We start from the raw sequence: 26,380 nt of genomic DNA, 5'->3' as shown, positions 1-26,380 counted from the left end.
CCCATCATGGAACTCCGCCCCATCCTCTCGGCGCTGATGCGCTCCAAGACCGGCGCCCTGCTGATTGCCATGCAGGTCGCGCTGACCCTCGCCATTCTCGGCAATGCGCTGTACATCGTGGCCGACCGCCTCGCCATCGCCGCGCGTCCCACCGGGGCCGACGAGGCCAACACCTTCCAGTTCCGCAGCTATGTCTTCCGCGAGGGCGTCGACGTACCGGCAATGCACGACGCCGACCTCGCGATGATCCGCGCGATGCCCGGCGTGGTGGCCGTGGCCAGGTCCAACATGATTCCGCTGGGCCAGTCGGGCTGGAACCTCGGCGTGCGGCGCTCGCTGGAAGATCCGATCCAGAGCGGCTTCAACACCGCGTTCTACTACACCGGCGACAGCCTGGTGGACGCGCTGGGCCTGTCGCTGATCGAGGGCCGCGACTTTGTCGAGACCGACAGCATCACCATCGAACCCTCGATGGCGACCATGGCCCCGCGCGTGGCGATCCTGAGCCGCGCGATGGCCGAACAGCTGTTCCCCGGCGAGACGACTTGGGTGGGCCGCACCGCCTATCTTGGCGAAAGCCCGTTCGAAGTCGTGGGCGTGGTCGAGCGCCTGCAGAGTCCCTGGGGCCAGCTGGGCGTGGACGGTGAGCGCAGCATGATCGGTGCGGTCCGCTCGCTGGATCCCGTCGGCCAGTACATCGTACGCACCGAGCCCGGCCAGCGTGATCGTCTGATGCGCGAGGTCGAGGATGCGCTCATGGCTGCACGTGATGACCGTGTCCACCTGGGCACGGTCAGCCTTGAGCAGGCGCGCGTGAACCGCTATCGCGCCGACCGTTCGCTGGCCTGGATGCTGCTGGCCGTGGTCGGGCTGCTGCTCATGGTCACGGCCTCGGGCATCGTCGGCATGGCCACGCTGTGGGTGAACCAGCGGCGCAAGCAGATCGGCGTGCGTCGCGCGATCGGCGCACGCCGCTTCGACATCCTGCGCTACTTCCTGATCGAGAACTTTCTGGTCACCAGCGCTGGCATCGCGGTCGGCATCGTCCTGGCGCTGGGCCTGAACCAGCTGCTCATCAGTCAGCTGGAGGTCGAGCGACTGCCGCTGGCGCAGCTGCCGCTGGGCGCTTTGGGTCTGTGGCTGCTCGGCCTGCTGGCGGCCTTCGGCCCCGCCTGGCGGGCCTCGCGAATTCCACCGGCAGAGGCGACCCGCAGCGCCTGAGGGCGCTGCGCGCGGGATTGGGGATTCGGGATTCGGGATTCGGGATTCGCAGCGCTTCGTTCGATCCTGTCGCGCAGGTCTGAATGGCGCGCCGATGGAGCTCACGGAGAACACATCGGCGTATCGAGCGACCACCCGTCTCGCAGCACGGCGCTGCTGCGAATCCCCCATCCCGATTCCCGATTTCCCAATCCCCGCTTCAACAGACGCTGCTAACCTCGCGGCGTCGAAGCTCGCCGCACCCCGCTCTGACGAATCCCCAATCCCCAATCCCGGCTTCCAATGCCCACCGTCCTGATCATCGACGACAACCCGGCCGTCGCCACCGCGCTCTCGGTGCTGCTGTCCCTGCATGACATCGAGGCCGAGCACGCCGCCGATCCCGAGGCCGGGTTGGAGCGGCTGGCGGCGGGCGGCATCGATCTGGTGATTCAGGACATGAACTTCAGCGCTGACACCACCTCCGGTGCGGAGGGCGTGGCCCTGTTCCGGCGCATTCGCGCGGCGTATCCGGACCTGCCGGTGATCCTGCTCACCGCCTGGACCCACCTCGAAGCGGCGGTGGAACTGGTCAAGGCCGGCGCGGCGGACTACCTGGCCAAGCCCTGGGACGATGCGCGATTGGTCGCGAGCGTGCGCAACCTGGTCGAACTGGGTCAGGCCAACCGCGAGCTGATGCGGCTCAAATCCAGCCAGCGCCGGCGCAGCGAGGCGCTGAAGAGTGAGCTCGATCTGCGTGGCCTGGTGTTTGCCGACCCGGCCATGGCCGAGCTGCTGCAGCTGGTCGCGCAGATCGCGCGCGCCGATGTGCCGGTGCTGATCACCGGCCCCAACGGTGCCGGCAAGGAGCGCATCGCCGAAATCCTGCAGGCCAACTCGCAGGTGCGCGAAGGCCCCTTCGTCACGCTCAACTGCGGCGCGCTGCCGTCCGAGTTGATCGAAGCCGAACTCTTCGGCGCCGAAGCCGGCGCCTACACCGGCGCCAGCAAGGCGCGCGAGGGCAAGTTCGAGGCCGCCGACGGCGGCACCCTGTTTCTGGACGAGATCGGCAACCTGCCGCCGGCCGGGCAGATGAAGCTGCTGCGCGTGCTTGAGACCGGCCGCTTCGAGCGCCTGGGCAGCAACCGCGAGCGCCAGGTGCGGGTGCGCGTGCTGAGCGCGACCAATGCCGACATCCCGAGCATGATCCGCGCCGGGCAGTTCCGCGAAGACCTGTACTACCGGCTCAACCTGATCGAGCTGAAGCTGCCGCCGCTGGCCGCGCGGCCGCTCGACATCCTGCCGCTGGCCGAACACTTCCTTGCCGGCCGCAAGCCGCTGTCGGCCGGTGCGCGCGAAGCCCTGCTGCGGCATGCCTGGCCCGGCAACGTGCGCGAGCTGCGCAATGTGATCGAACGCGCCAGCCTGCTGGCGCGCGGCGCGCAGATCGAAGCCACGGATCTCGGTCTGCCGGCAGCGCCGGTGTCCGCGCCGCAGAGCGAGGCGGGCTTCGCGGACGAACCCGATCGCACCAGCATCGAAGCGGCACTGGCGCGCGCCGGTGGCGTGGTTGCGCAGGCGGCCGCCGAGCTGGGCTTGAGCCGGCAGGCGCTGTACCGGCGCATGGAGCGCCTGGGCATCGCACGCTGATGCCGCTGCGCCGTCGCCGCCGCTCGCTGGCCGGTCGCCTGCTGCTGGCTCTGGGCGCGCTGATGGCCCTGGCAGCCGCACTCTCTGTCGCCCTGGTCGAATACCTGCACAGCCCTGTGCTGGCGGTCTGCGCGGCCCTGCTGGTCTGCCTGCCGCTGGCTCTGCTGGCGGCGCGGCGCGTGCTGCATCCGATCCTCTCCCTGTTCCGCGCGCTGGGCGGCACCGTCAGCGGCTACCGCGACGGCGATTTCAGCTTCGGTGTCGCCTGGGATTCCGACGATGAACTGGGCGACCTGGTGCGCGCCCACAACGAGCTCGGCAGCGTGCTGCGCGATCAGCGCCAGATTCTGGTACAGCGCGAGCTGCTGCTCGACACCATGCTGCAGAACACGCCTGTCGCCATGCTGCTGGCCGATGCGCGAGGCTTTCTGGTCTACGCCAACATCGCGGCGCGACGCCTTCTGAACGGCGGGCGTCGCATGCAGGGCCTGACCCTGCACGGGGCGCTGGAGGGCCAGCCGCAGGCCTTGCGCGAGGCCGTGGAAGGCGGCCGCGATGGGCTGGTGGCGCTGGGTGAGCGCGAGGACGACGACACCTGGCATTTGGCCCAGCGCGGGTTCCGCCTGAATGGCCGCGAGCACCGCCTGCTGCTGCTGCGTCCGCTCACCCATGAGCTGCGGCGCACCGAGGTCCGCGCCTGGAAGAAGGTGATCCGGGTCATCAGCCACGAGCTGAACAACTCGCTGGCGCCGATCGCCTCGCTCGCGCATTCGGGCGCGGAGCTCAATCGCCGCGGCCAGCACGAGCGCCTGGGCCCGGTGTTCGAAACCATCGAAGAGCGCGCGCGGCACCTCAACGCGTTCATTCGCGGCTATGCGCGCTTCGCCAAGCTGCCCAACCCGCAGCCCGAGAACGTCGAACTCGCGCCCTTCCTGCAGAGGCTGGCGGCCGAGCGCAGCTTCGCGCTGGTGTCGCCTCCGCCGGCCCAGGCGCGATTCGATCCGGCGCAGATGGGTCAGGCGCTGCTCAACCTGCTGAAAAATGCACACGAGTCCGGCTCGCCGCCCGAGGGCGTCACGCTGGAGGCGCGCGAGCTGGCTGGCTGGCTGTGCATCGAGGTCGCGGATCGCGGCCCGGGCATGAGCCCGCTGGTGCTGGAGCAGGCCCTGCTGCCGTTCTATTCCACCAAGCGGAGCGGCACCGGCCTGGGTTTGGCCTTGGTGCGCGAGATCGTCGAGGCGCACGGTGGACAGGTGCGCCTCGGTCTGCGCGAAGGCGGCGGGCTGTCGGTGGTGCTGCGCCTGCCGCAGTCCGCCGCCGCATCGCAGTGAGGCCCGGCGCTGCGCCGCGAAGGGCGAGCTTACGGACCCGGCGCGCGCTTTCGGCACGCGCGCGCGGGCGCAGCGCGGCGTTCGCGTCGCTGTGGGCGAAGACTCCCTGACGCGCGCTGAGCCCGTAAACGTGGATCACCTCGCGATTGGCGCAATCCAGCTCGCTTGAAGCTGGCTCTCGGGCCGCGCGAGGGGCATCCTTGGCGCATGAGCTCAAGCAAAGCAAAACCTCGCAGTGGCGGCGTGCCGCCCGCACTGACCATGTCCGACGTCGCCCGCCGTGCCGGTGTCGCCGAGTCCACCGTCTCCCGCGCGCTGGCCGACAACCCGCTGGTGTCCGCGGACACCCGCAAGCGCATCCAGGCGCTTGCCAAGAAGATGGGCTACTCGATCAACCCGGTGGCGCAGAGCCTGCGCGTGCAGCGCTCTCGCACGATTGCGGTGGCGGTGCCGCTGGTGCACGAGGCCAGCCAGTCGCTGTCCGACCCGTTCCTGATGAGCATGCTGGCGCACATCGCCGATGCGCTGGCCGAGCGCGGCTACAGCATGCTGCTGTCGAAGGTGCCGGTGCACGAGGATGACTGGATCGATCGCTTCCTGCAGCCGGGCCGCGCCGACGGAGTGATCCTGATCGGCCAGAGCCATGAGCACTCGACCATCAACGCGGCCGCCAAGCGTGGACGACCGCTGGTGGTCTGGGGTGGCCGACTGCCTGATCAGGCCTATGCCTCCGTCGGCTGCGACAACACCGTGGGCGGGGCGATGGCGACCCGACATCTGCTGTCGCAGGGGCGCCGCCGCATCGCTTTTCTCGGCGACGAGCGTCTGCCCGAGATCGGTCTGCGTCATCAGGGCTACCTGCAGGCTCTGAAGGCCGCGGGGGTGAAGCCCGAGGCCGCGCTGCGCATCCGCACGCGCTTCAGCGCCGACGATGCGTACTCGGCGATTTCCAAGGCGCTGGCCAAGGGACTGCAGTTCGACGCGGTGTTCGCGGCCTCGGACGTGATCGCCACCAGTGCGCTGCGTGCCCTGGCGGAGGCCGGCCGACGTGTGCCTGAGGATGTGGCCGTGGTGGGCTTTGACGATGTCGAGCTGGCCCGCCACACCTTGCCGCCCTTGACCACGATCCGGCAGGACATCGCGCGCGCCGCGCATCTGCTGGTCGAGATGATCCTGGAGGGGCGCTGCGACTGTGCGGACTCTGTGCAGATGGCGCCCGTGCTGGTGGTGCGGGCTTCGGCCTGAGGCGGAGCGTTCAGCGGAAGCTCCAGACGATGGCCGCCGTCAGGGCAAGCAGGGCGATGGCCTGCACGCGGTAGTTCTGCCACAGCGGCAGCACGCGCAGCTCTTCGCTTTCGGCGCGGAAGGCCGCAGGTGTCCACAGCAGCGGCGCCAGGGCTTCGCGGCTGGGCGCCTCGGCGAATCGGCTGGCGACCAGATGGGTGACGGTGCACAGCGCGAACAGGATCGGCGCCACCAGCAGGAAGTGCAGGCCGATCGGCTCTGCGGCCAGCACGTTGAGATAGAACAAAACGGCACCGCCCAGGGCGCCAGCAATGAGCGTGGCGAACGCGCCGGTGGCGTTGGCGCGGCGCGAGAACATGCCGACCACGAACAGCGCCACGATCGGCGGCACCGCGTAGGCCAGCACCGCCTGCAGGTACTGCCAGAGCGAGCCGAAGCGCTCGATCTGCGGCGCCCACAGCACGGCGACGACCATGAACACCAGGGTGGTGATGCGGCCGGTGCGCACCAGGCTGGCGTCGCTGGCCTGCGGCCGCAGCGGCCGCACGAAGTCCATGGTTACCAGCGTCGCCGCCGAATTGAAGGTCGAGGCGATCGACGACATGATCGCAGCGAGAAAGCCGGCGACCACAAGGCCCAGCAGGCCGGCCGGCAGCAGATCGAACAGCAGGGTGGGGTAGACCAGGTCGGGCGAGGACAGCTGGGGGTAGAGCAGGATCGCGCAGGTACCCGGCAGCACCATCAGATACAGCACCGGCAGCTTGAGCAGGCCGGCGAATAGGCTGCCCCAGCGGCCGTGATTGAGATTGCGTGCGCTCAGCACGCGCTGGACCATGAACTGGTTGGTGCACCAGAAGTAGAAGCCCAGCAGGGGCACGCCCAGCAGCAGGCCGTGCCAGGGCACGCCGGGGTCGTCCATCGGCCGGATCAGCGACAGCTTCTCGGGGGCGATCTGCGCCATCAGCGCGTCCCAGCCGCCGACGGCGTCGAACGCGAACACGCTGATCACCAGAGAGGCCACCAGCAGCAGCACGGCCTGCACAGTTTCCGTGACCATCACCGCGCGCAGGCCGCCGACCAAGGTGTAGATGCCGGCCGAGAGCGCCAGCACGGCAACGATCTGCCACAGCGGTACGTCCGGAAACGCGAGCTTGAATAGCAGCGCGCCGCCGTACAGCGCGCCAGCGGTGTCGACCACCACGTTCAGGAACACCGTCAATCCGGAAAATGCCAGCCGTGAGCGGCGGTCGTAGCGACGCTCCAGGTACTCCGGCATGGTGTAGACCTGCGAGCGCAGCAGGAAGGGCAGCAGAAACACGCAGAAGAAGGCCAGCACGACGGTGGCCATCCATTCGTAGTTGTAGACCGAGATGCCGATCGCGTAGGCCGCGCCGGCCAGCCCAACCAGAGTGGTGGAGGAAATGTTCGAAGCCAGAAGGGCGAAGCCGATCACCGGCCAGGTGGAATCGCGCGAAGCCAGGAAAAAGTCGTCGGTGCTGCTGCGGCGTCGCGAGACGTACAGGCCCAGAGCGATCACACCCAGCAGGTACGCGACGATGATGGCGACGTCGAGGGCAGACAGTCCGGCAGTGAACGGGCTTGGCATGCGCTGGCTTCCGCTGCTGTGGGTGGTGGGTCTGCATGCTAGGCCGAGCGGGTGAGTCCTGCATTCTGCGCTGCGTATTGCAATCGATTGCAGAGCGGCGTAGAAGGTCGGCCTCGGGCGCCACATCGTCCGCTGCAGGCCTGCACAGACGCGCCGTAGGAAGATGGGGCGAGACCGGCTCAGCCGAGCATCCATACATCCCTGGGGAGGGAACGCATGAACAGCACACGTCGAACCACGCGTCGCGTCGATTCCACTCAGCGCGGCTTGCATCCGCTGGCGCTGGCCATTGGTCTTGCCTGTTGCGGTCTGCAGGTGTCTGCCCAAGACGCCCCGGCGAACGAGAACGCCGAACAGGCCGCCGAGGACGAGCGCGGCCTCAATCTGGATCAGGTGGTGGTCACCGCCGCGGCCCTGCCCATCTCGAAGATGCGGGCCAGCAACTCGGTCAGCACGCTCGGCGTGGAGGCGATCGGCGAATCGGCGCCGCGCAGCACCGCCGAGATCTTCCGCAACCTGCCTGGCGTGCGTTCGGAGAGCACGGGCGGCGAGGGCAATGCCAACATCGCCGTGCGCGGCCTGCCCGTGGCCGCCGGCGGCGCCAAGTTCCTGCAGCTGCATGAGGACGGTCTGCCGGTGATGGAGTTCGGCGACATCGCCTTCGGCAACGCCGACATCTTCCTGCGCGCCGACGCCACGCTCGACCGTATCGAAGCTGTGCGCGGCGGCAGCGCCTCGACCTTCGCCAGCAACTCGCCCGGCGGCGTGATCAACCTGATCAGCAAGACCGGCGAGTACGCCGGCGGTTCGGTGGCGCTGAACTACGGCCTGGGCTACGACAACCTGCGCACCGATTTCGAGTACGGAGCACCCGTCGGCGACGGCTGGAACTTCCATATCGGTGGCTTCTGGCGCCAGGGCGAGGGCGTGCGTCGCGCCGGCTACGACGGTGAGTCCGGCGGCCAGATCAAGGGCAACCTGACCCGACAGTTCGAGCAGGGCTACGCGCGTGTCTACTTCAAGCGTCTGGACGACCGCGCGATCGGCTATCTGCCGATGCCGGTGCGCGCGAGCGGCCGCAACAGTGATCCCGACCTCGGCAGCCTGCCGGGTTTCGATCCGCGCAGCGACACCCCGCATTCCGCCTTCTTCCTTTCGAACTTCGGTCTCGATGGCGAGAACAACCGACGCCGATCCGACATCGCCGATGGCATGCGTCCCCAGTCCACCGCTTTCGGCGCCGAGTTCGCCTTCGATCTCGGCGGCGACTGGTCGGTGCTGAACCGCTTCCGCATCGCCGACAACAGCGGCCGCTTCATCTCGCCCTTCCCCGCCGAGGCCAGCGGCGCCGCAGCGCTCGCCGCATCGATCGGCGGCGCGGGCGCGCGTCTGGTCTATGCCAATGGGCCACAGGCTGGCCAGACCTTCAGCGGCCAAGCGCTGCGCATCCATCTGTTCGACGTCGAGATCAACGACTTCGGCAATGCCCAGAACGATTTGCAGCTGACCCGCGCGTTCGCCCTCGGCGGCGGCGAGGCCAGCCTCAAGGGCGGCCTGTACGTGTCGCGCCAGAGCATCGACATGGACTGGCTGTGGAACTCCTATGCGCTGGAGCTCAAGGGTGACAACGCGGCCCTGCTGAATGTCATCGGCGCCAATGGCACGGTCTTCTCGCAGGGCGGGCTCTACGCCTACGGGGTGCCGTTCTGGGGCAACTGCTGCACGCGCAGCTACGACACCGACTACAGCGTCGAGGCGCCTTACCTCGCGTTCACCCACAGTCTGGGCGCCTGGGACTTCGACCTGAGCCTGCGCCGCGACAGCGGCAAGGCCCGCGGCAGCTATGCGGGCAGCGTGCAGCGCGAGAACTTCGACGTCGACGGCAACGGCGTGATCAGCGCCAACGAGCGCAGCGTGTCGGTGATAAGCGCGGTGCGTCAGCCGGTCAACTACGACTGGCGCTACACCTCGTACTCGGCGGGCGCGAACTATCTGCTCAATGAGGATCTCGGCGCTTTCGCCCGCATCAGCCGCGGTGGCCGCGCCAACGCCGATCGGCTGCTGTTCGGCGTGGTCGCCGCCGATGGTTCGGTGCGCAGCCAGGACGCGATCGATCTGGTCAACCAGCTGGAGTTCGGCCTGAAGTACCGCAGCGGCCCGCTCAACCTGTTCGTCACCGCGTTCCGCGCCGAGACCGAAGAGCAGAACTTCGAGGCCACCAGCCAGCGCTTCCTCGACCGCGTCTACACCGCCAACGGCGTCGAGTTCGAGGCTGCCTGGTACAGCGGGCCGATCGCGCTGAGCGGCGGCCTGACCCTGACCGACGCCGAGATCAGCCGCGATGCGATCACGCCGCAGTTCGAGGGCAACCGTCCGCGTCGCCAGGCGCGTGCCATCTACCAGTTCACCGGCAGCTACGCCGGCGAACGCTGGTTGGCCGGGCTGAATCTGATCGGCACCACCGACGCCTATGCGCAAGACAACAACGTGCTGGTCATGCCCGGCTACACCCAGGTCAACCTGTTCGGTGAGTACGAGCTGCGCGACGGGCTGAGCCTGGGCGTGAGCGTCAACAACCTGTTCGACACCCTTGGTCTGACCGAAGTCGAAGAGGGGGCGATCGTCGAAGGCCAGGACAACATCCTGCGCGCGCGCTCGATCAACGGTCGCACCGCCAACCTTGTCCTGCGGTACGCGTTCTGATGGCCGGTGACACTCCACAGACGCCGCTGACGGTGCCCAAGCAGGCCCCGCAGGGCAATGCGCTGCGCGAGCGGTTGCAGCGACTCTATGGATCGCATCCGGGCTTCAACGCCTGGATGCGGGCGCTTGAGGCGCAGCTGCAGTCGCTGCGAGCGGACCGTTCGCCTGAGCTGCGGTCGCTGGATGCCCGACGAGCGGAAGACGCTGCAGTCGGACCGGCGGGCATCGGCTACTGCGCGTATGTGGATCGCTTCGGTGGCAGCCTGCGCGGGGTGATCGAGCGTATCCCGTACCTGCAGCGACTCGGTGTGGGCTACCTGCATCTGCTGCCTTTCACGCTGCCGCGAGAGGGCGACAACGATGGCGGCTTTGCGGTCCGCGACTACGAGCGTGTGGATCCCCGGATCGGCAGCGACGAGGACCTGCTTGCGCTGACCCGCGCCCTTCGCCGCGCGGACATCCGCCTCTGCGCGGACCTGGTGCTGAACCACACCGCCGATGACCACGCCTGGGCGCAGGCGGCGCGCGCGGGAGATCCACGCTTCCGCGCGTTCTATCGCACGCTTCCGAGTGCCGATGCCGTGCGGCGCTGGGAGGCTTCGCTGCCGCAGATCTTTCCGCGCACCGCGCCGGGCAACTTCACCCGCGTGGACGCACTGGACAGCTGGGTGTGGACCACCTTCTACCCCTACCAGTGGGATCTCGACTGGTCGAACCCCGAGGTCTTCGGCGAGATGCTGCTGACCATGACGCGCTTGGCCAACCGCGGCATCGATGTGTTCCGGCTCGACTCGACGGCCTTCCTGTGGAAGCGGCAAGGCACGCGCTGCATGAACGAACCGGAGACCCATTGGATCGTCCAGGCTCTGCGCGCGGGTCTCGATCGGGTGGCGCCCGGCGTGCTGCTGAAGGCGGAAGCGATTGTCCCCACGGCCGAAGTGCCCGCCTACTTCGGTCTGTCCGATCCTGCGCGCCCCGAGCGCGAGTGTCAGCTGGCCTACTGCAGCAGCTGGATGGCCGCGGGATGGGTAGCGCTTGCCGCGCGCGATACGCAGGTGCCAGCGCAGGTCATTGACGCCTTGCCGGACTTGCCTGCTGCGTGTGCGTGGGTGCACTACGTGCGCTGTCACGACGACATCGGATGGCAGGTGCTCGCCACGGAGTGTGCGAGGGCGGGCATCGACCTCGCCCGCATTGCGGAGCATTACACCGGCGCCGACGGCAGCCTCGCCCGGGGCGAGAGCTTCCAAAGCGAAGCGGGTGCGCATGCGCACGGCACCAACGGCATGACCGCGGCCCTGTGTGGCTTGAGTGCGGCGCGTCGCTTGGGCGACAGCGAAGCGCTGCAGACTGCGCTGGATCGCCTGCTGCTGATGTACGCGCTGAGCTTCTCTCTGCCCGGTCTGCCGGTGCTGTACATGGGCGACGAGATCGCGCTCGACAACGACGCGGGCTGGCGCAGCGATCCGCAGCGCTGCCACGAGGGACGTTGGTTGCATCGTCCCCCGATGCCCTGGGCGGGTCCGGAGCATCCGCAGGCGGACGAGATCGGCCTGCGCTGTCTGGCGGCGATCCAGACCTTGATTGCGCTGCGCGCCGAGCAGCCGGAGTTGAGCGCTGGCGTGCACTGCCGCCGCGTGCCCTCGGAATCGCCGGGTCAGTTGCTGCTGCGAAGCGGGGAGGGTTTCCTAGCCGCCTTCAACTTTGGCGCTGAGTCCACCCGCATCGCTCTGCCGACGGGGCGCTGGCGGGCCCTGCGAAACGAGGCGCCTTCGGACGTGCTGCCGCCGCTGCAGTTCCAGTGGTATCGCCGGGACGACCTCGGATGAGTGCGCCCGGGCCGCTGCTGGCGGCGATTGAAGCGGGCGGCACCAAATGCTGGGTGGAAGTCGGCCACGGTCCCGATCGCGTGCTGCACTCCGCGCGCGTGGCCACCGGCGCTGGCCCCGAAACCCTGGAGGCGATCGAGCGAGTTCTCGTTGATGCTGAGCGCACCCATGGCCCGATCGCAGCGATCGGTGTGGCTGCCTTCGGCCCGGTGCGGGTTCACCCGCAGGCGCCGGACTACGCGTGCGTGCTCGCCACGCCCAAGCCCGGTTGGCAGGGGACGGACTGGCGTCGACTGCTGCGTGAGCGGCCACGCTGCGCCTTCGCGCTCGACACCGACGTCAATGCGGCCGCGCTGGCGGAGGCGCGTTGGGGCGCAGGGCAGGGCTGCCAGTCGCTGGTCTATGTCACCGTCGGCACCGGCATCGGCGGGGGCTGGGTCGTGCATGGGCGGGCGGTGCACGGCGCCCTGCATCCCGAGCTGGGCCATCTGAAGCTGCGCCGACACCCGCTGGATCTCGGCTTTGCCGGAACCTGCCCCTTCCACGGCGATTGTCTTGAGGGCGTGGCCAGCGGCCCAGCGATTCTTGCCCGCTACGGCAGTCCCCTCGTGGCGCTGGAGGACGGGCACGCTGGCATCGAGATCGTCGCTCATGCGCTCGGGCAGCTCTGCGCATCCCTGGTACTGACGGGCGCCGAGCGCGTGCTGCTGGGCGGCGGCGTGTTCGAGGACAGGCGCCTGCTGCCCGAAGTGCGCGCGGTCGCGGCAGCCGAACTCGCGGGCTACTTCGATCCAGACGGCAGCGGATTCCAGCCGGAGACCTGTCTGATCACGCCAGGCTTGGGCGAACGCTCGGGGCGCAGCGGGGCGTTCTTGCTGGCGGCGAGTGCGCTCGGTGACCTGACTCGCTGAACGCTGCAGCCGTCCGTCACCGCACTGGGCACCCCGTTGGCCCGCAAGGTGCTGGCCGGGTGTGCGTGCCGGTGAATCAGGCCCCATGGGCACGCCCGGCGAGGCAGGGAGTTGGTCGCCTCCGCGGCCGCCGCGCGAGCGCAGCCCCTGTGCGAGCTCCTCTCTAAGGCCCCCAAGCGCGCTTCTCACTAGCCTGGGCCGGCAGGCGTAACGAGCCCGATGGGACGCCTTCGCAGCGCCGCCGCGCGCTGGGTTAGCCCGTGCATCTGGCTCGCTGGAGTGGACCCGGTCCAGCCCGAAGCGGGCCAGATATCGGAGTTTTCGCTGCCCGGCTCCGACTTTGTCGACCTCGGGCGAGTTGTCCGGCCATTTTCCGCACTGCTATACTTCGCCGGCTTTGGTCGGCCGACAGTGCCGATTTTCACGCAGACAGGTTGCAACCGTGACTTCACCCCTGGCCTCCGGCCGACGTCTGGCGCGGCGCTGTGCGCTGGCCCAGCTGGTCATGGCATGCGTGCTGGCATTCGCATTCCTGCTGGTGTCGCCGCTCGCGGCGGTGGCTGCAGGGCTCGGGTCAGCGGCACTCGGGGCCGGCACTTTGCTGCTTGGGTGGCGCGCCTTTCCGGGTCGTGCACCCAGCCCCAGCGAGGCGCTCGGCGGTCTGGTGGCGGGTCTGGTGATGAAGATTCTCGTGGTGGGATTTGTCCTGCTGCTGGGGTTCGGGCTGTGGCGGCTGCCGCCGCTGCCCTTGCTGCTCGGTGTGGTTGTCGGGCTGGTGACCTTCGCGGTCGCGGCCGCCATCCCCGCCTCGAGCGCTGGACCGCAGCGCAACTAAGCCACCCCCGCGGCCCGGTGCTACGGGTTGCTCTCCGCATTCAAACGTTTCGGGATCCATCGCAATGGCGGCTGAAGGCGCACAGACTCCCACGACCTACATCCAGCACCACCTGAAGAACCTTACGGTCAGCTTTCAGGAAGGCAGTGTCTGGACGCTGCACGTCGACACCTTTCTGACGGCCGTTTTCATGGGTCTGATCGGCGTGTTTGCGATGTGGATGGCGACCCGCAAGGCCACGGCGGGCGTGCCCGGCAAGTGGCAGGCCTTTGTCGAGATCGTTCTTGAGTTCCTCGACAAGCAGGCCAAGGACGCCTACCACGGCGCCTCCAAGCTGGTTACGCCGATCGCGATCACCCTGTTCGTGTGGATCCTGCTGATGAACCTGCTGAAGATGATTCCGGCAGATTTCATTGCGGTGCCCATGGGCAAGCTCAGCATGCTCGTCGCCGAAATGGCGGGCGCTGAGGACCCCAGCAAGTACAACTACTGGAAGCCGGTGCCGACCGCGGACGTGCATGCGACCCTCGGCCTGTCCATCAGCGTGTTCTTCCTGATGATCTTCTTCGCGCTGCGCGCCAAGGGGCTCGGCGGTTTCGTCAAGGAGCTGTTCGTCGCGCCCTTCGGTCCTTGGATGTTCCCGGCGAATCTGCTGCTCAACGCGGTCGAGCTTCTGAGCAAGCCCGTTTCGCTGGCGATGCGTCTTTTCGGCAACATGTTCGGCGGCGAAATCGTGTTCCTGCTCATCTGGGTGCTCGCCAGCGCTGGCGTGTTCGGCGTCGTCGCCAGCGGTGCCTTCGGCCTCGGCTGGATGCTGTTCCATCTACTGGTGATCCCGCTGCAGGCCTTCATCTTCATGATGCTGTCGGTGGTCTACCTGAGCCTCATGGAAGAGCACCACTAAGCGCCCGGGGCGCTTGGTCAATCGCAGCACCCCGCCCCCGCGCGGATCTCACCCTTTCGTTTCACCCACCTCAAAGCACTTCGCTCTCGGAGAAAAACCATGGAAGCCATCCTCCACCTCGCGTCCGTCCAGTCGTCCACCGCGCTGGCCATCGGCATCATGATCGGTCTGGCTGCGCTGGGCGCCGGTATCGGTATGGCGCTCATGGCGGGCAAGTTCCTGGAGTCTGCTGCGCGTCAGCCGGAGCTGATTCCGGTCCTGCAGGTCCGCATGTTCATCACCGCCGGCCTGATCGACGCGGCCTTCATCATCAGCGTCGCGATCGGCATGCTGTTCGCCTTCGCCAACCCGCTGATCAGCGTGATCCAGGGCGGCTGATCCGGATCTGTCGGTGGCGCCGGCCAACGCCGGCGCTGCCGGTGAGCGATGCCCCGGCAGTGCGCTGGGGCCCACTTCTCCGGAAAACATCCCATGAGCCTAGCCACACTTATCGCCCAAGGTCTGGCCTTCGCCGGCCTGATCTGGATCGTTGCGACCAAGATCTGGCCGCCGCTTCTGCAGGCCATTGAAGAGCGCCAGAAGAAGATTGCTGAAGGCCTGGCCGCCGCCGAGCGCAGCCAGCGCGACCTGGTGCAGGCCGAGACCCGCGTCAATGATCTGCTGAAGGAAGCCCGCGGCAAGGGCAACGAGATCATCGAGCAGGCCCACGCCCGCGCCAACCAGATTATCGACAAGGCCAAGCAGGACGCTGTTGCCGAAGCCGAGCGTCAGCTCGCCGCGGGCAAAGCCGAAATCGAAGCCGCGTCGCACCGCGCCCGCGAGGAGCTGCGCCAGCAGGTCGCCGCATTGGCCGTGGCTGGCGCCGAAAAGGTGCTGCGCCGCGAGATCAATGCCGACGCCCACAAGGCGCTGCTGTCCGAGCTGGCGGCTGAGATCTGAGCATGAGCAGCGCAGCCACTCTCGCCCGTCCCTACGCCCGTGCCGCCTTCCAGGTGGCGCGCGGCCAGCAGGCCCTGCCGGCCTGGTCGGCAGCGCTGTCGTTCAGCGCCCAGGCCGCCGCAAACCCCGCGGTCTCGGCCCTGTTCGGTCATCCGCACGTCGGCGCCAAGGCGCTGGTTGAACTGCTGCAGCCGCCCGGCGCCAGCGAGGAGCAGATCCGTTTCCTGGCCGTGCTGGCCGAGAACGGTCGCGTTTCGCTGCTGACCGAAATCGCGGCCCAGTTCGAAGTGCTGCGCGCCGAAGCCGAGCGCGTGGTGCCGGTGCAGGTGGTGTCCGCTGCCGCACTGTCCGACGCCGAAGTCGAAGCCCTGAAGGCCTCGCTGAAGAAGCGCTTCGGCGCCGACGTCAGCATCACCCTCGCGGTCGATGCCGAGCTGATCGGCGGCGCGGTGATCAACGCGGGCGATATCGTCATCGACGGTTCGGTCCGCGGCAAGTTGAAGCGTATGGAGCGCGCTCTGGCGTCCTGACGCCAGACGCGCTGTTCTGTTTTTCGGCGTCCTGCCGCATGCAGGGCGCCATCCGCGGGGGGCAAGTCGCTCCCCGGGCGCAGGGATGTGCCGGTTCGCGTCGGTCCCTAGGGACCGTCGGCGGACACGAGACCAGGCTTGCAGTCCTCTGCTGCGCGCGCGCTCGCTCAAGGGTGAGCTGCGGCGCGCAGCGGGCGGCCAGCCCGAGGCGTCGGTCCGGCACCCCATTCACGAATTCGAAATCTCCAGGGATCTCCCATGCAGAGCCAGCTCAACCCCTCCGAAATCAGCGAACTGATCCGCGGCCGCATCGAGAAGGTCAAGCTCGCCGCCGAAGCGCGCAATGAAGGCACCGTGACCTCGGTCGCCGACGGCATCGTTCGCATCCACGGCCTGGTCGACGTGATGGCCGGCGAAATGATCGAGCTGCCGGGCAACACCTACGCGCTGGCCCTGAACCTCGAGCGCGACTCGGTCGGCGCAGTGGTGCTGGGTGATTACGAGCACATCCGCGAAGGCGACACCGTCAAGACCACCGGCCGCATTCTCGAAGTGCCGGTGGGCACCGGCTTGCTGGGTCGCGTGGTTGACGCGCTCGGCACTCCGATCGACGGCAAGGGCCCGATTGCAGCGACCGAAAGTGCGCCGATCGAAAAGGTGGCTCCGGGCGTGATCTGGCGCAAGTCGGTCGACCAGCCGGTGCAGACCGGCTACAAGTCGGTCGACGCCATGATCCCGGTCGGTCGCGGTCAGCGCGAGCTGATCATCGGCGACCGCCAGACCGGCAAGACCGCACTGGCGATCGACGCGATCATCAACCAGAAGGGCACCGGCGTTAAGTGCATCTACGTGGCGATCGGCCAGAAGGCCTCCTCGATCGCGAACGTCGTGCGCAAGCTGGAAGAGTACGGCGCGCTGGCCCACACCATCGTGGTTGCCGCCACCGCGTCGGAGTCCGCTGCGATGCAGTTCATCGCCCCGTACTCAGGCTGCTCGATGGGCGAGTACTTCCGCGACAACGGCGAAGACGCCCTGATCATCTATGACGACCTGTCCAAGCAGGCCGTGGCCTACCGCCAGGTGTCCCTGCTGCTGCGTCGCCCGCCGGGCCGCGAAGCCTACCCCGGTGACGTGTTCTATCTCCACTCGCGTCTGCTTGAGCGCGCTGCGCGCGTCAACGAGGAGTACGTCGAGAAGCACACCAACGGTCGCGTCAAGGGCAAGACCGGCTCGCTGACGGCGCTGCCGATCATCGAGACCCAGGCCGGCGACGTCTCGGCCTTCGTTCCGACCAACGTGATCTCGATCACCGACGGCCAGATCTTCCTGGAAACCGACCTGTTCAACGCCGGCATCCGCCCGGCCGTCAACGCCGGTATCTCGGTGTCGCGCGTCGGTGGTGCCGCCCAGACCAAGATCATCAAGAAGCTGGGCGGCGGTATCCGCCTCTCGCTCGCGCAGTTCCGCGAGCTGGCGGCGTTCGCGCAGTTCGCGTCGGACCTCGATGAAACCACCCGCAAGCAGCTGGAGCGCGGTCAGCGCGTTACCGAGCTGATGAAGCAGAAGCAGTACTCGCCGCTGTCGATCGCGCAGATGGCGCTGTCGCTGTACGCCGTCGACAACGGCTACATGGACGACCTGCCGCTCAACAAGATCGGCGCCTTCGAGGCCGGCCTGCACGCGCACTTCGCCAACACCCAGGGCGAACTGATGGCCAAGATCGTCGAGAACGGCGACTGGAACAAGGACATCGAAGGCGCCTTCAAGAAGGGCATCAGCGAGTTCAAGTCCACCGGGACGTGGTGATGTAGCCGGGATTCGGGAGTGGGGATTCGGGATTCGCAAGGGCGACCCGGCGCCCCGCTTGCGAATCCCGAATCCCGAATCCCCATTCCCGCGCAGCGAGCAGAGCGAGCAAAGCAATGGCAGGCGGCCGCGAAATCAAGTCCAAGATCAAGTCGGTGCAGAACACCCGCAAGGTGACCCGCGCACTGGAGATGGTCTCGGCATCCAAGATCCGTAAAGCCCAGGACCGCATGAAGGCCTCGCGCCCGTATGCGCGACTGATGAAGCAGGTGATCGGCCACATCGCCCGCGCCAACACCGACTATGTGCACCCCTATATGGCGGCGCGCAACACGGTGAAGCGGGTCGGCTACATCGTGGTGTCCACCGACCGCGGCCTCTGCGGCGGCCTCAACTCCAACCTGTTCCGCAAGCTGCTCGGCGAGATCCGCGAGCACCAGCAGCAGGGCGTCGAGGTTGATGTGGTGGCGATCGGCCAGAAGGCGAACGCTTTCTTCCGTCGCCTCAAGGTCAACATGGTGGCTTCGGTCACCCACCTCGGCGAGAAGCCGCAGGTCGAGCAGCTGATCGGCATCATCAAGGTCATGCTGGACGCCTACGAGAGCGGCACCGTCGATCGCGTCAAGCTGGCCTACAACGACTTCATCAACACCATGACGCAGCGGCCGACCGTCGACCAGCTGCTGCCGCTGCCGCCCGCTGAGGAAATGGCCCAGAGCCACGACTGGGACTACATCTACGAGCCGGACGCGCCCAGCGTGCTGAACGACGTGCTGACGCGTTACGTGGAGTCGCTGGTCTACCAGGCCGTGCTTGAGAACCTCGCGTCCGAGCACGCGGCGCGCATGGTTGCGATGAAGTCGGCGTCGGACAACGCGAGCAAGCTGATCGACACGCTGAACCTGATCTACAACAAGGCCCGCCAGGCCGCGATCACCCAGGAAATTTCGGAGATCGTGGGCGGCGCGGCGGCGGTTTAAGAGCACGGGATTCGGGATTGGGGATTCGGGATTGACCAGCGCGGCAACACGCAGCTAGCGCCTCGAACCCAAGCCCGCATCACCGAGCGAACAAAGAAACACACTTCGGAGCACAGAAATGAGCCAGGGTAAAGTTGTCCAGATCATCGGCGCCGTCGTCGACGTGGAATTCCCGCGTGAGTCGGTCCCGCGCGTGTACGACGCGCTGAAGGTCGGTGGCACCGACATCACGCTGGAAGTCCAGCAGCAGCTGGGCGACGGCGTGGTCCGCACGATCGCACTGGGTTCGACGGAAGGTCTGAAGCGCGGCCTGCTCGCCGACAACACCGGCGAAGGCATCAAGGTGCCGGTCGGCAAGGAAACCCTGGGTCGCATCATGGACGTGCTCGGCAACCCGATCGACGAAGCCGGCCCGGTCAATGCCGAACACTACCGCGTCATCCACCAGCCCGCGCCCTCGTACGAAGACCAGGCGGCTGCCAACGAACTGCTGGAAACCGGCATCAAGGTCATCGACCTGATGTGCCCGTTCGCCAAGGGTGGCAAGGTCGGCCTGTTCGGCGGCGCCGGCGTCGGCAAGACCGTCAACATGATGGAGCTGATCCGCAACATCGCGATCGAGCACAGCGGCTACTCGGTGTTCGCCGGCGTCGGTGAGCGTACCCGCGAAGGCAACGACTTCTACCACGAGATGAAGGACTCGAACGTCCTCGACAAGGTCGCCCTGGTCTACGGCCAGATGAACGAGCCGCCGGGCAACCGTCTGCGCGTTGCGCTCACCGGCCTGTCGATCGCCGAGCACTTCCGCGATGAAGGCCGCGACGTGCTGCTGTTCGTCGACAACATCTACCGCTACACCCTGGCCGGCACCGAAGTGTCGGCGCTGCTGGGCCGTATGCCGTCGGCGGTGGGTTACCAGCCGACCCTGGCCGAGGAAATGGGCGTCCTGCAGGAGCGCATCACCTCGACCAAGACCGGCTCGATCACCTCGATCCAGGCCGTCTACGTTCCCGCGGACGACCTCACTGACCCGTCGCCGGCGACCACCTTCGCCCACCTCGACGCCACCGTCGTGCTGAGCCGCAACATCGCTTCGCTGGGCATCTACCCGGCGGTCGACCCGCTCGACTCGACCAGCCGCCAGCTGGACCCGAACGTGATCGGCAACGAGCACTACGACACCGCCCGCAAGGTGCAGTCGACCCTGCAGCGCTACAAAGAGCTGAAGGACATCATTGCGATCCTCGGCATGGACGAGCTGTCCGAAGAGGACAAGCAGGTCGTGTCGCGCGCGCGCAAGGTCGAGCGCTTCTTCTCGCAGCCCTTCTTCGTCGCCGAAGTCTTCACGGGCTCGCCCGGCAAGTACGTCTCGCTGAAGGAAACCATCCGCGGCTTCAAGATGATCGTGGACGGCGAGTGCGACCACCTGCCCGAGCAGGCCTTCTACATGGTCGGCGGCATCGACGAAGTGTTCGAGAAGGCAAAGGCTATGTCGGCCGCGGCCTAAGGCCGCGACCGACCGGGATTCGGGAGACGGGATTCGGGATTTGCAAAGGCGTAGAGCAGAAGCTCGCCTCAGTCCGCTCTTACGAATCCCCAATCCCCAATCCCGAATTCTGCGAACGAGCAAAGCGAGAGAGCACCAATGAGCACCATCCGTTGCGACATCGTCAGCGCCGAGGAGGAGATCTACTCCGGCCCGGTTTCCATGGTGGTCGCCACCGGCGAGATGGGTGAGCTCGGCATCGCGCCCAAGCACGCGCCGCTCATCACTCGCCTCAAGGCCGGCCAGGTTCGTGTGATCCTGCCGAACGGCGAAGAGCAGCTGTTCTACGTCTCCGGCGGCATTCTCGAAGTGCAGCCGCAGGTGGTGACTGTGCTCACGGACACCGCCATTCGCGGCAAGGACATCGACGAGGCCGCGGCCAAGAAGGCCAAGGAAGAAGCCGAGCGCATCCTCGCCAACCGCAGCGAAGCCATGGAAGTGGCCGAGGCTCAAGCCCAGCTGGCGCAAGCGGTCGCGCAGCTGCAGGCCTTGGAGCGCCTGCGCAAGAACCTGAAGCACTGAGGCCGGCGCCCCACGCGTCGAGCTTCAAGCGAACGCCGGCCTTGCGCCGGCGTTCTGCTTTTTGAGCGTCGATATGCGACACCGATGTGGATCGCCGCCAGACGCCCGCGTCATTCCCCGCCACTTCGAAGGCTTGTACCGCCACGTCGGCAAGCGCATCAACGGCGTGCGCCAGTGGGGCCTGCTGTATGCCAACCCGCTGCAGCCGGAGGCCGAACTCGATGCCGACGGCAAGGTCGTGGCCAGCTCCCTCTTCGTCGAGCGCCCGAACCTGCCCAGCCTGATGCCCAGAGACTCGGGCGCTTAAAGCCTGAACCTCGCCACGTTCTGCGCCAGCCGCGCGGCCTGGTCTTCGAGCGCGCGTGCTGCTGCGGTGGCTTCTTCGACCAGCGCTGCGTTCTGCTGGGTGGCCTCGTCCATGTGGGTGACGGTGGCGCTGACCTGTTCGATGCCCGAGGTCTGCTCGGCCGACGCCGCGCTGATCTCACCCATGATGTCGGTGACGCGCTTCACCGCCGACAGAATCTCGGCCATGGTGGCGCCGGCGGAGTCGACCAGCTGGCTGCCGGTGCCCACGCGCTGCACGGTCTCGGAGATGAGGCCCTTGATCTCGCGGGCGGCGGCCGCCGAGCGCTGCGCCAGCGTGCGCACTTCGCCTGCGACCACGGCGAATCCGCGGCCCTGTTCGCCGGCGCGCGCAGCTTCGACCGCGGCGTTCAAGGCGAGGATGTTGGTCTGGAAAGCGATGCCGTCGATGACGCCGATGATGTCCTCGATCTTGCGCGACTGCGCGTTGATCTGGCCCATGGTGTCGACCACCTGACGCACGACTTGTCCCCCGCGCTCGGCGACATCGCCGGCGCCGATCGCGAGCTGGTTCGCGCTGCGCGCGTTCTCGGCATTGCCGCGCACGGTGGAGGTGAGTTCTTCCATGCTGGCAGCGGTTTCTTCAAGAGACGCCGCCTGCTGCTCGGTGCGCGAAGAGAGATCGGCATTGCCCGCGGCGATTTCGCTGGCAGCGCTGTTGATCGCGTCCACCGCCGAATGAATCTCGCCAAGAATCCCGCGCAGGGCTTCGGCGGTGGCATTGGTCGAGGCCTGCAGCTCGGCGAAGCGCCCTGAGGCCGCGCCCTCGATGCGCTTGCGCAAATCGCCCTGGGCGATGGCGCCCAGCACCTCGCAGGTGCGGCTGAGACCCGTGTCGGCGTTCTCCATCAGCGCGTTCAGCGCATCGACCATCTCGCGGAAAGCATGCTCGAACCGGTCTGCATCACCGCGGAGGTGGAAGTCACCGGCCGCGGCGCCGCGCGACAGCCGCAGGATCTCATCGCGTATGGCCGTGAGGTTGCCGCGTACGCCGGCCAAGGCGTCGCTGTAGCGGCGCATCTCGCCCGCCATCGCGGGCATCGAGGGGCTCAGATCGCCGCGGGCGTAGGCCTGCACGACATCGATGATCTGGCTGCTGGTCGCGATGTGCTGGTCGACCAAGCGATTGACGCCAGCCGCCATGCCTCCGAAAGCGCCGCGGTATCGGCTGGCCTCGACGCGCAGACTCAACTCGCCCTCGGCGTGTCGACGTGAGAGCTCAATCTGTTCAAGCATGAAGGCGCCGAGCAGGTCACGCATCTGCACCAGCGCCTTGCCGAGACGCCCCACCTCGTCATCCGAGGTGGCGTCGATGCGGGCATCGAAGTCGCCGGCTGCAAGGCGCTCGACCGACTGCACGGCCGACGCGAGCGGCTGTCCAACCAGACGGCGGATGATCAGCGCGACGGCGACAACCAGCACAAGGACGCTCAGCAGGCCGATCAACAGAATGCGGTTGCGTACTTCGGCGACGCTGGCCATGACCACTTCGACAGGCGCCGAGACCTGCAGCACGAACAGATCGCTGCCGGCGCCCACCCGGAAAGGCAGGAACACCTGCATGGCAGGGCCACCCACCGCGGGATCTTCGGCTTCTGCCAGCACGCGCTGTCCCTGGGCGAGTTTTGCGCGCTCCTCGGGCGAGCGGAGGCTCGGCCAATCCTTGCCAAGCAGTTCGGTTTCGGGGGCCGCCATCACTTTGCCGCTGGGCGAGAACAGGCGCAGCACGCCGGTCTCGAAGGGGCGCACCTCACCGAGTGCGCGCTGCATGCCTTCCAGAGTGACATCCGCACCGGCGACACCGCGATGCTGGCCATCGACAAGGATGGGCACCATCAGGCTGGTCATCAGCACTTCACGATCGAAGACGGTGTACAGATACGGCTCAAACATCATCTCGGCGCCGCGCGTGCGCGCAGCCGCGTAGTACGCCTCTTCGTCCAGATTGGTGTCGTTCTCGGTACCGGTGGAATCCTCCAGCGACACGGCGCCCGATGCGTCCCGCACCCAGTAAATGGACAGCCTGCCGCTATCGGTGACCCCAAGGCTGGCGTCGGCAGGACTGCTTGCATCGAGGCCGTCGAAGCCGTCGCGCTCGAACTCGATCCAGTAGCCCAAGGCGCTGGGGTCGGAGAGCGCGTGCTGACGCACGACTTCGACAATGCGCTGGCGCGAAGGCGTGCCGCTTAGAATCTCAGCGCGTGTGCTGGCCGCCAGCGCGCGACTCATGAACAGGGGGCTCTCGGCCAGCCTCTGCACCCGCCCCGCCTGTGCCTCGGCGATGGCCGCCAGTTCGCGACTGGCCGCCAGCGATTGGGCGTCACCGGCTTTGCTCTGGATCAACACCGTCGCCAGCGCAAAGCTCAGCGCGGCCAGCGCGCCGAGGATCAAGGTGGAACGCGCCTGGATACTTCGGCTCATCGGCAAGCCCTCCACCGTGATCTGAGTTGGGCTGAGCCTCAGCCGGCGGCGGCCATCAGGCTGAGCGCTTCGGCGCGCAGCATCTCGTCGATGTCGAGCAGCAGCACCATGCGCTCACCGGCCATGCCGATGCCGGTCAGAAAGCGAGCGTCTACCGTCTTTCCGAAATCTGGCGCGGGCTTCAGCTGGTCGGGGCTGAAGGCGGTGACATCCGACACGCTGTCGACCACGATGCCAACGACCGCCGCGGCCATGTTGAGCACGATCATCACGGTGAAGGCGTCGTACTCCGCCGGCAGTCGGAACTTGAGCCGCATGTCGACCACGGGAACGACAGCGCCGCGCAGGTTGATCACGCCCTTCAGGTAGTCCGGCGTATCGGGAATGCGGGTGACGTTCTCGTAGCCGCGGATCTCCTGCACCTTGAGGATGTCGACGCCGAACTCCTGCGGCCCCAGGCGGAAGGTGAGGAACTCCTGACGCGCTTCGTTGGCGGCCTCTGCCGCCCGCGCCGAGGACGAACGCTTGCTGCTGGAAAGGGCGAAGGACATGGCGGCTCCGAGGCGGCGGTGACGGTTTGGCGGCGGTTGCAGCTGCAGGAGGCAAGGCCTGTGCCTGTGAAGCTGGGATTCGGGATTGGGGATTTGGGGATTCGCTGGAGCAGGGGGCGGCTGTGATCCAGACCGCTGCGGCTCGTGAGCTCGGCTCGGGGCAAAACGCGAAGCGCTCGCGCGACGTCCTCGACCAGCTGCTCTGACGAATCTCGAATCGCGGACCTTGGGGCCTAAACCTCACTGCGGCCCCTCAGACGTTCAAGTGATGCGCCTGTCTCGACCTCGCCACGCCCCGCTTTTGCGAATCCCCGATCACGAATCTCGAATCCCGATCGTCAAAGCCTGAACCTCGCCACGTTCTCCGCCAGCCGCGTGGCCTGATCTTCGAGCGCGCGTGCCGCCGCGGTGGCTTCTTCGACGAGGGCGGCGTTCTGCTGGGTGGCTTCGTCCATGTGGGTGACGGTGGCGCTGACCTGTTCGATGCCAGAGGTCTGCTCGGCCGACGCCGCGCTGATCTCGCCCATGATGTCGGTGACGCGCTTCACCGCCGACAGAATCTCGGCCATGGTGGCGCCGGCGGAGTCGACCAGCTGGCTGCCGGTGCCCACGCGCTGCACGGTCTCGGAGATGAGGCCCTTGATCTCGCGCGCGGCGGCCGCCGAGCGCTGCGCCAGTGTGCGCACTTCGCCTGCGACCACGGCGAATCCGCGGCCCTGTTCGCCGGCGCGCGCAGCTTCGACCGCGGCGTTCAAGGCGAGGATGTTGGTCTGGAAAGCGATGCCGTCGATGACGCCGATGATGTCCTCGATCTTGCGCGACTGCGCGTTGATCTGGCCCATGGTGTCGACCACTTGACGCACGACTTGTCCCCCGCGCTCGGCGACATCGCCGGCGCCGATCGCGAGCTGGTTCGCGCTGCGCGCGTTCTCGGCATTGCCGCGCACGGTGGAGGTGAGTTCTTCCATGCTGGCGGCGGTTTCTTCCAGCGAGGCGGCCTGTTGCTCCGTGCGCACCGACAGATCGGCGTTGCCGGCGGCGATTTCGCCTGCGGCGGAGCGCACGGTCGCGGACGAGGCCTTGATCTCGCCGATGATGCTGCGCAGTCGGTCGACCATCTGGTTGGCGTCGCTGCGGATCTGCGCGAACACGCCCTGCGCCTGACTCTCGAGGCGCTGCGTGAGGTCGCCCTCGGCGAGCGCGCGCAGCAGCACCGAGATGCCGGTGAGCTGGGTGTCGGTGGTCGCCATCAGCGAGTTCAGGCCCTCTACCATGCGGCGGAAATCGTGCTGGAAGCGGCCGGCATCGCCGCGGGTCTTGAAGTCGCCGCGATTGGCTGCGGTCGACAGCTCGGAGATGGCGGCGTTGATCTCGCCCAGGCGGGTTTTGACCGTATCCATCGCCAGGGAGATCGCCGCCTGCTGGCCCGGCAGACGATCCATGTCGTGGTTGAAGTCGCCCTCGGCGTAGAAGCCCATGACCTCGGCCATACGACGCTGCGCATTCACATGGCCGTCGACCACGGCATTGACCTCTTCCGCCATGCGCGCGAAATCTCCCGTGAAGCGGCTGACATCGATGCGTTGATCGAGCATGCCGGCTCCATGCTGCTCGGCCAGCAGCCGCTGCGCCTCGCGGACGGCGTTGAGCTGTTTCTGCATTTCGGCCATCGAGGCCAGCAGCTGCCCGGACTCGTCGCGCGATTCGGCGCGGATCACCTGATCGAGCTTGCCGCGGGCGATGCCTTCGGCGGCGCGGGTGGCCTGTTCCAACGGTCGGGTGATCGCGCGGGTGATGCTCCAGCCGAACACCGCGGCAAAAGCGGCGATCGCAAGCATGCCGCCGCCAAGCTGGTAGGTTGCGGCGCTGGCGGCTTCCTGCGCCGAGGCCACCTGTGCATCCAGCTGGCCGCTGGTCTCTTCGATCAGCGCCTTGATCTCGTCCATCAGGGCGCGTCGCAGCGGTCGCGCTTCGTCGCCGGAGATCGCCCGCGCCGTATCGAAGTCGTCCGCGTCGATCGCCGCGGCGATCTTGGTGCCTGCACCGAAGTAGGCGGCACCCGCCGCCTTGATCTTGTCGAACAGAGCGCGCTCTGCGTCGCTGCGGATCAGGGCCTCATAGCGCCCCAGCGTGCTGTCGAAGTCAGTGCGCAGGCCGGTGGTGCGATTGCGATAGTCCGCCAGCTCGGCCGCCTGGCCCTGGTAGCCCAGCTGGGCCACTTCGAAGGTGCGGTACTCGCCGAGAATGCCGCGCAGCTCCAGCAGCGCCGTGCGTGCCGGCAGGGCGCGCTCGGTCAGATCGGAGATCAACGCGCTCTCGTCGCGCAGCTCCTTGATGCCGAACCCGCCGATGAGCACGGCCAGTGAAGTGAGCACAGCGAACGCGATCGTCAGCTTGCGGCCGATGAACAGATTGTTGAACCAACGCATCATTGGGGGGCTCCTTGCCGCGATCCCTGGGATGGCGGCTCTTGCGGTGACAAAGCTTGGACTCGGCGGCGGCGTC

Annotated in this window: 20 protein-coding genes and 1 pseudogene; 17 read left to right on the top strand and 4 right to left on the bottom strand. The window is 67.4% G+C overall.

Translation table 11 applies throughout. From position 1 onward, the window contains the following. Window positions 1–6 precede the first annotated feature (6 nt). From H4O13_12190 to H4O13_12175, 4 genes are all read left to right on the top strand, one after another. Complete coding sequence (locus H4O13_12190) at window positions 7–1,221, top strand: ABC transporter permease (protein ID MBE5316146.1); 1,215 nt, start codon at window positions 7–9, stop codon at window positions 1,219–1,221. A gap of 282 nt (window positions 1,222–1,503) precedes the next feature. Beyond that, the gene (locus tag H4O13_12185) at window positions 1,504–2,850 is read left to right on the top strand and encodes a sigma-54-dependent Fis family transcriptional regulator (GenBank protein ID MBE5316145.1); all 1,347 of its coding nucleotides are present in this window, start codon (window positions 1,504–1,506) and stop codon (window positions 2,848–2,850) included. Further along, the gene (locus H4O13_12180; protein MBE5316144.1) at window positions 2,850–4,181 is read left to right on the top strand and encodes an ATP-binding protein; all 1,332 of its coding nucleotides are present in this window, start codon (window positions 2,850–2,852) and stop codon (window positions 4,179–4,181) included. Before H4O13_12185 ends, H4O13_12180 begins: the two co-directional genes overlap by 1 nt. A gap of 261 nt (window positions 4,182–4,442) precedes the next feature. Beyond that, window positions 4,443–5,426: a LacI family DNA-binding transcriptional regulator gene (locus tag H4O13_12175; GenBank protein ID MBE5316143.1), complete on the top strand. Its 984-nt coding sequence runs from the start codon at window positions 4,443–4,445 to the stop codon at window positions 5,424–5,426. A gap of 10 nt (window positions 5,427–5,436) precedes the next feature. Here the strand turns inward: H4O13_12175 and H4O13_12170 are convergent, their stop codons facing one another. After that, window positions 5,437–7,032, bottom strand: a complete 1,596-nt coding sequence (locus H4O13_12170) for a sodium/solute symporter (protein MBE5316142.1) — start codon at window positions 7,030–7,032, stop codon at window positions 5,437–5,439. A 216-nt stretch (window positions 7,033–7,248) separates the two neighbouring features. On the opposite strand from H4O13_12170, the gene H4O13_12165 reads away from it, so the two are divergent. The 13 genes and pseudogenes from H4O13_12165 (at window position 7,249) to H4O13_12105 (ending at window position 20,844) form a co-directional block, all read left to right on the top strand. Next, complete coding sequence (locus tag H4O13_12165) at window positions 7,249–9,735, top strand: TonB-dependent receptor (GenBank protein ID MBE5316141.1); 2,487 nt, start codon at window positions 7,249–7,251, stop codon at window positions 9,733–9,735. Next, window positions 9,735–11,252: pseudogene (locus tag H4O13_12160) on the top strand (amylosucrase). Before H4O13_12165 ends, H4O13_12160 begins: the two are co-directional and overlap by 1 nt. Before the next feature lie 308 nt (window positions 11,253–11,560). Beyond that, window positions 11,561–12,475, top strand: coding sequence for an ROK family protein (locus tag H4O13_12155; protein MBE5316140.1), 915 nt, complete (start codon window positions 11,561–11,563; stop codon window positions 12,473–12,475). Window positions 12,476–12,917: 442 nt separating this feature from the next. After that, a complete protein-coding gene (locus tag H4O13_12150; protein ID MBE5316139.1) occupies window positions 12,918–13,310 on the top strand; it encodes a hypothetical protein in 393 nt (130 codons plus the stop codon). Between the two features lie 64 nt (window positions 13,311–13,374). Continuing rightward, entirely contained in the window at window positions 13,375–14,214 is an 840-nt protein-coding gene (atpB, locus tag H4O13_12145) for a F0F1 ATP synthase subunit A (protein MBE5316138.1), read from the top strand. A gap of 99 nt (window positions 14,215–14,313) precedes the next feature. Beyond that, on the top strand, window positions 14,314–14,592 hold the full coding sequence (atpE, locus tag H4O13_12140) for a F0F1 ATP synthase subunit C (protein ID MBE5316137.1): 279 nt from the start codon (window positions 14,314–14,316) through the stop codon (window positions 14,590–14,592). Window positions 14,593–14,685: 93 nt separating this feature from the next. Next, window positions 14,686–15,153: a F0F1 ATP synthase subunit B gene (locus H4O13_12135; GenBank protein MBE5316136.1), complete on the top strand. Its 468-nt coding sequence runs from the start codon at window positions 14,686–14,688 to the stop codon at window positions 15,151–15,153. 2 nt (window positions 15,154–15,155) lie between these two features. Continuing rightward, window positions 15,156–15,683, top strand: coding sequence for a F0F1 ATP synthase subunit delta (locus tag H4O13_12130; protein MBE5316135.1), 528 nt, complete (start codon window positions 15,156–15,158; stop codon window positions 15,681–15,683). A 258-nt stretch (window positions 15,684–15,941) separates the two neighbouring features. Continuing rightward, window positions 15,942–17,489 carry a F0F1 ATP synthase subunit alpha gene (locus tag H4O13_12125; protein ID MBE5316134.1) on the top strand — a complete coding sequence of 516 codons (1,548 nt, stop codon included), beginning with the start codon at window positions 15,942–15,944 and terminating at the stop codon, window positions 17,487–17,489. A gap of 116 nt (window positions 17,490–17,605) precedes the next feature. Further along, a complete protein-coding gene (gene atpG / locus H4O13_12120; protein MBE5316133.1) occupies window positions 17,606–18,469 on the top strand; it encodes a F0F1 ATP synthase subunit gamma in 864 nt (287 codons plus the stop codon). A 118-nt stretch (window positions 18,470–18,587) separates the two neighbouring features. Beyond that, on the top strand, window positions 18,588–19,976 hold the full coding sequence (atpD, locus tag H4O13_12115; protein MBE5316132.1) for a F0F1 ATP synthase subunit beta: 1,389 nt from the start codon (window positions 18,588–18,590) through the stop codon (window positions 19,974–19,976). A gap of 138 nt (window positions 19,977–20,114) precedes the next feature. Next, the gene (locus tag H4O13_12110) at window positions 20,115–20,537 is read left to right on the top strand and encodes a F0F1 ATP synthase subunit epsilon (protein MBE5316131.1); all 423 of its coding nucleotides are present in this window, start codon (window positions 20,115–20,117) and stop codon (window positions 20,535–20,537) included. 73 nt (window positions 20,538–20,610) lie between these two features. Then, on the top strand, window positions 20,611–20,844 hold the full coding sequence (locus H4O13_12105; GenBank protein ID MBE5316130.1) for a hypothetical protein: 234 nt from the start codon (window positions 20,611–20,613) through the stop codon (window positions 20,842–20,844). On the opposite strand, the gene H4O13_12100 is transcribed toward H4O13_12105, so the two are convergent. From H4O13_12100 to H4O13_12090, 3 genes are all read right to left on the bottom strand, one after another. Continuing rightward, a complete protein-coding gene (locus tag H4O13_12100; GenBank protein ID MBE5316129.1) occupies window positions 20,841–23,324 on the bottom strand; it encodes a HAMP domain-containing protein in 2,484 nt (827 codons plus the stop codon). The genes H4O13_12105 and H4O13_12100 overlap by 4 nt on opposite strands. Window positions 23,325–23,362: 38 nt before the next feature. Then, window positions 23,363–23,875 (bottom strand): chemotaxis protein CheW, encoded by a 513-nt coding sequence (locus tag H4O13_12095; GenBank protein ID MBE5316128.1) that lies wholly within the window; start codon window positions 23,873–23,875, stop codon window positions 23,363–23,365. Between the two features lie 338 nt (window positions 23,876–24,213). Further along, window positions 24,214–26,307, bottom strand: coding sequence for an MCP four helix bundle domain-containing protein (locus H4O13_12090; GenBank protein MBE5316127.1), 2,094 nt, complete (start codon window positions 26,305–26,307; stop codon window positions 24,214–24,216). Window positions 26,308–26,380 lie beyond the last annotated feature (73 nt).

This window comes from Lysobacterales bacterium, from assembly GCA_014946745.1.
Taxonomy (GTDB): Bacteria; Pseudomonadota; Gammaproteobacteria; order Xanthomonadales; family Xanthomonadaceae; genus Aquimonas.
This window is presented reverse-complemented; position numbering and strand designations above follow the sequence as displayed.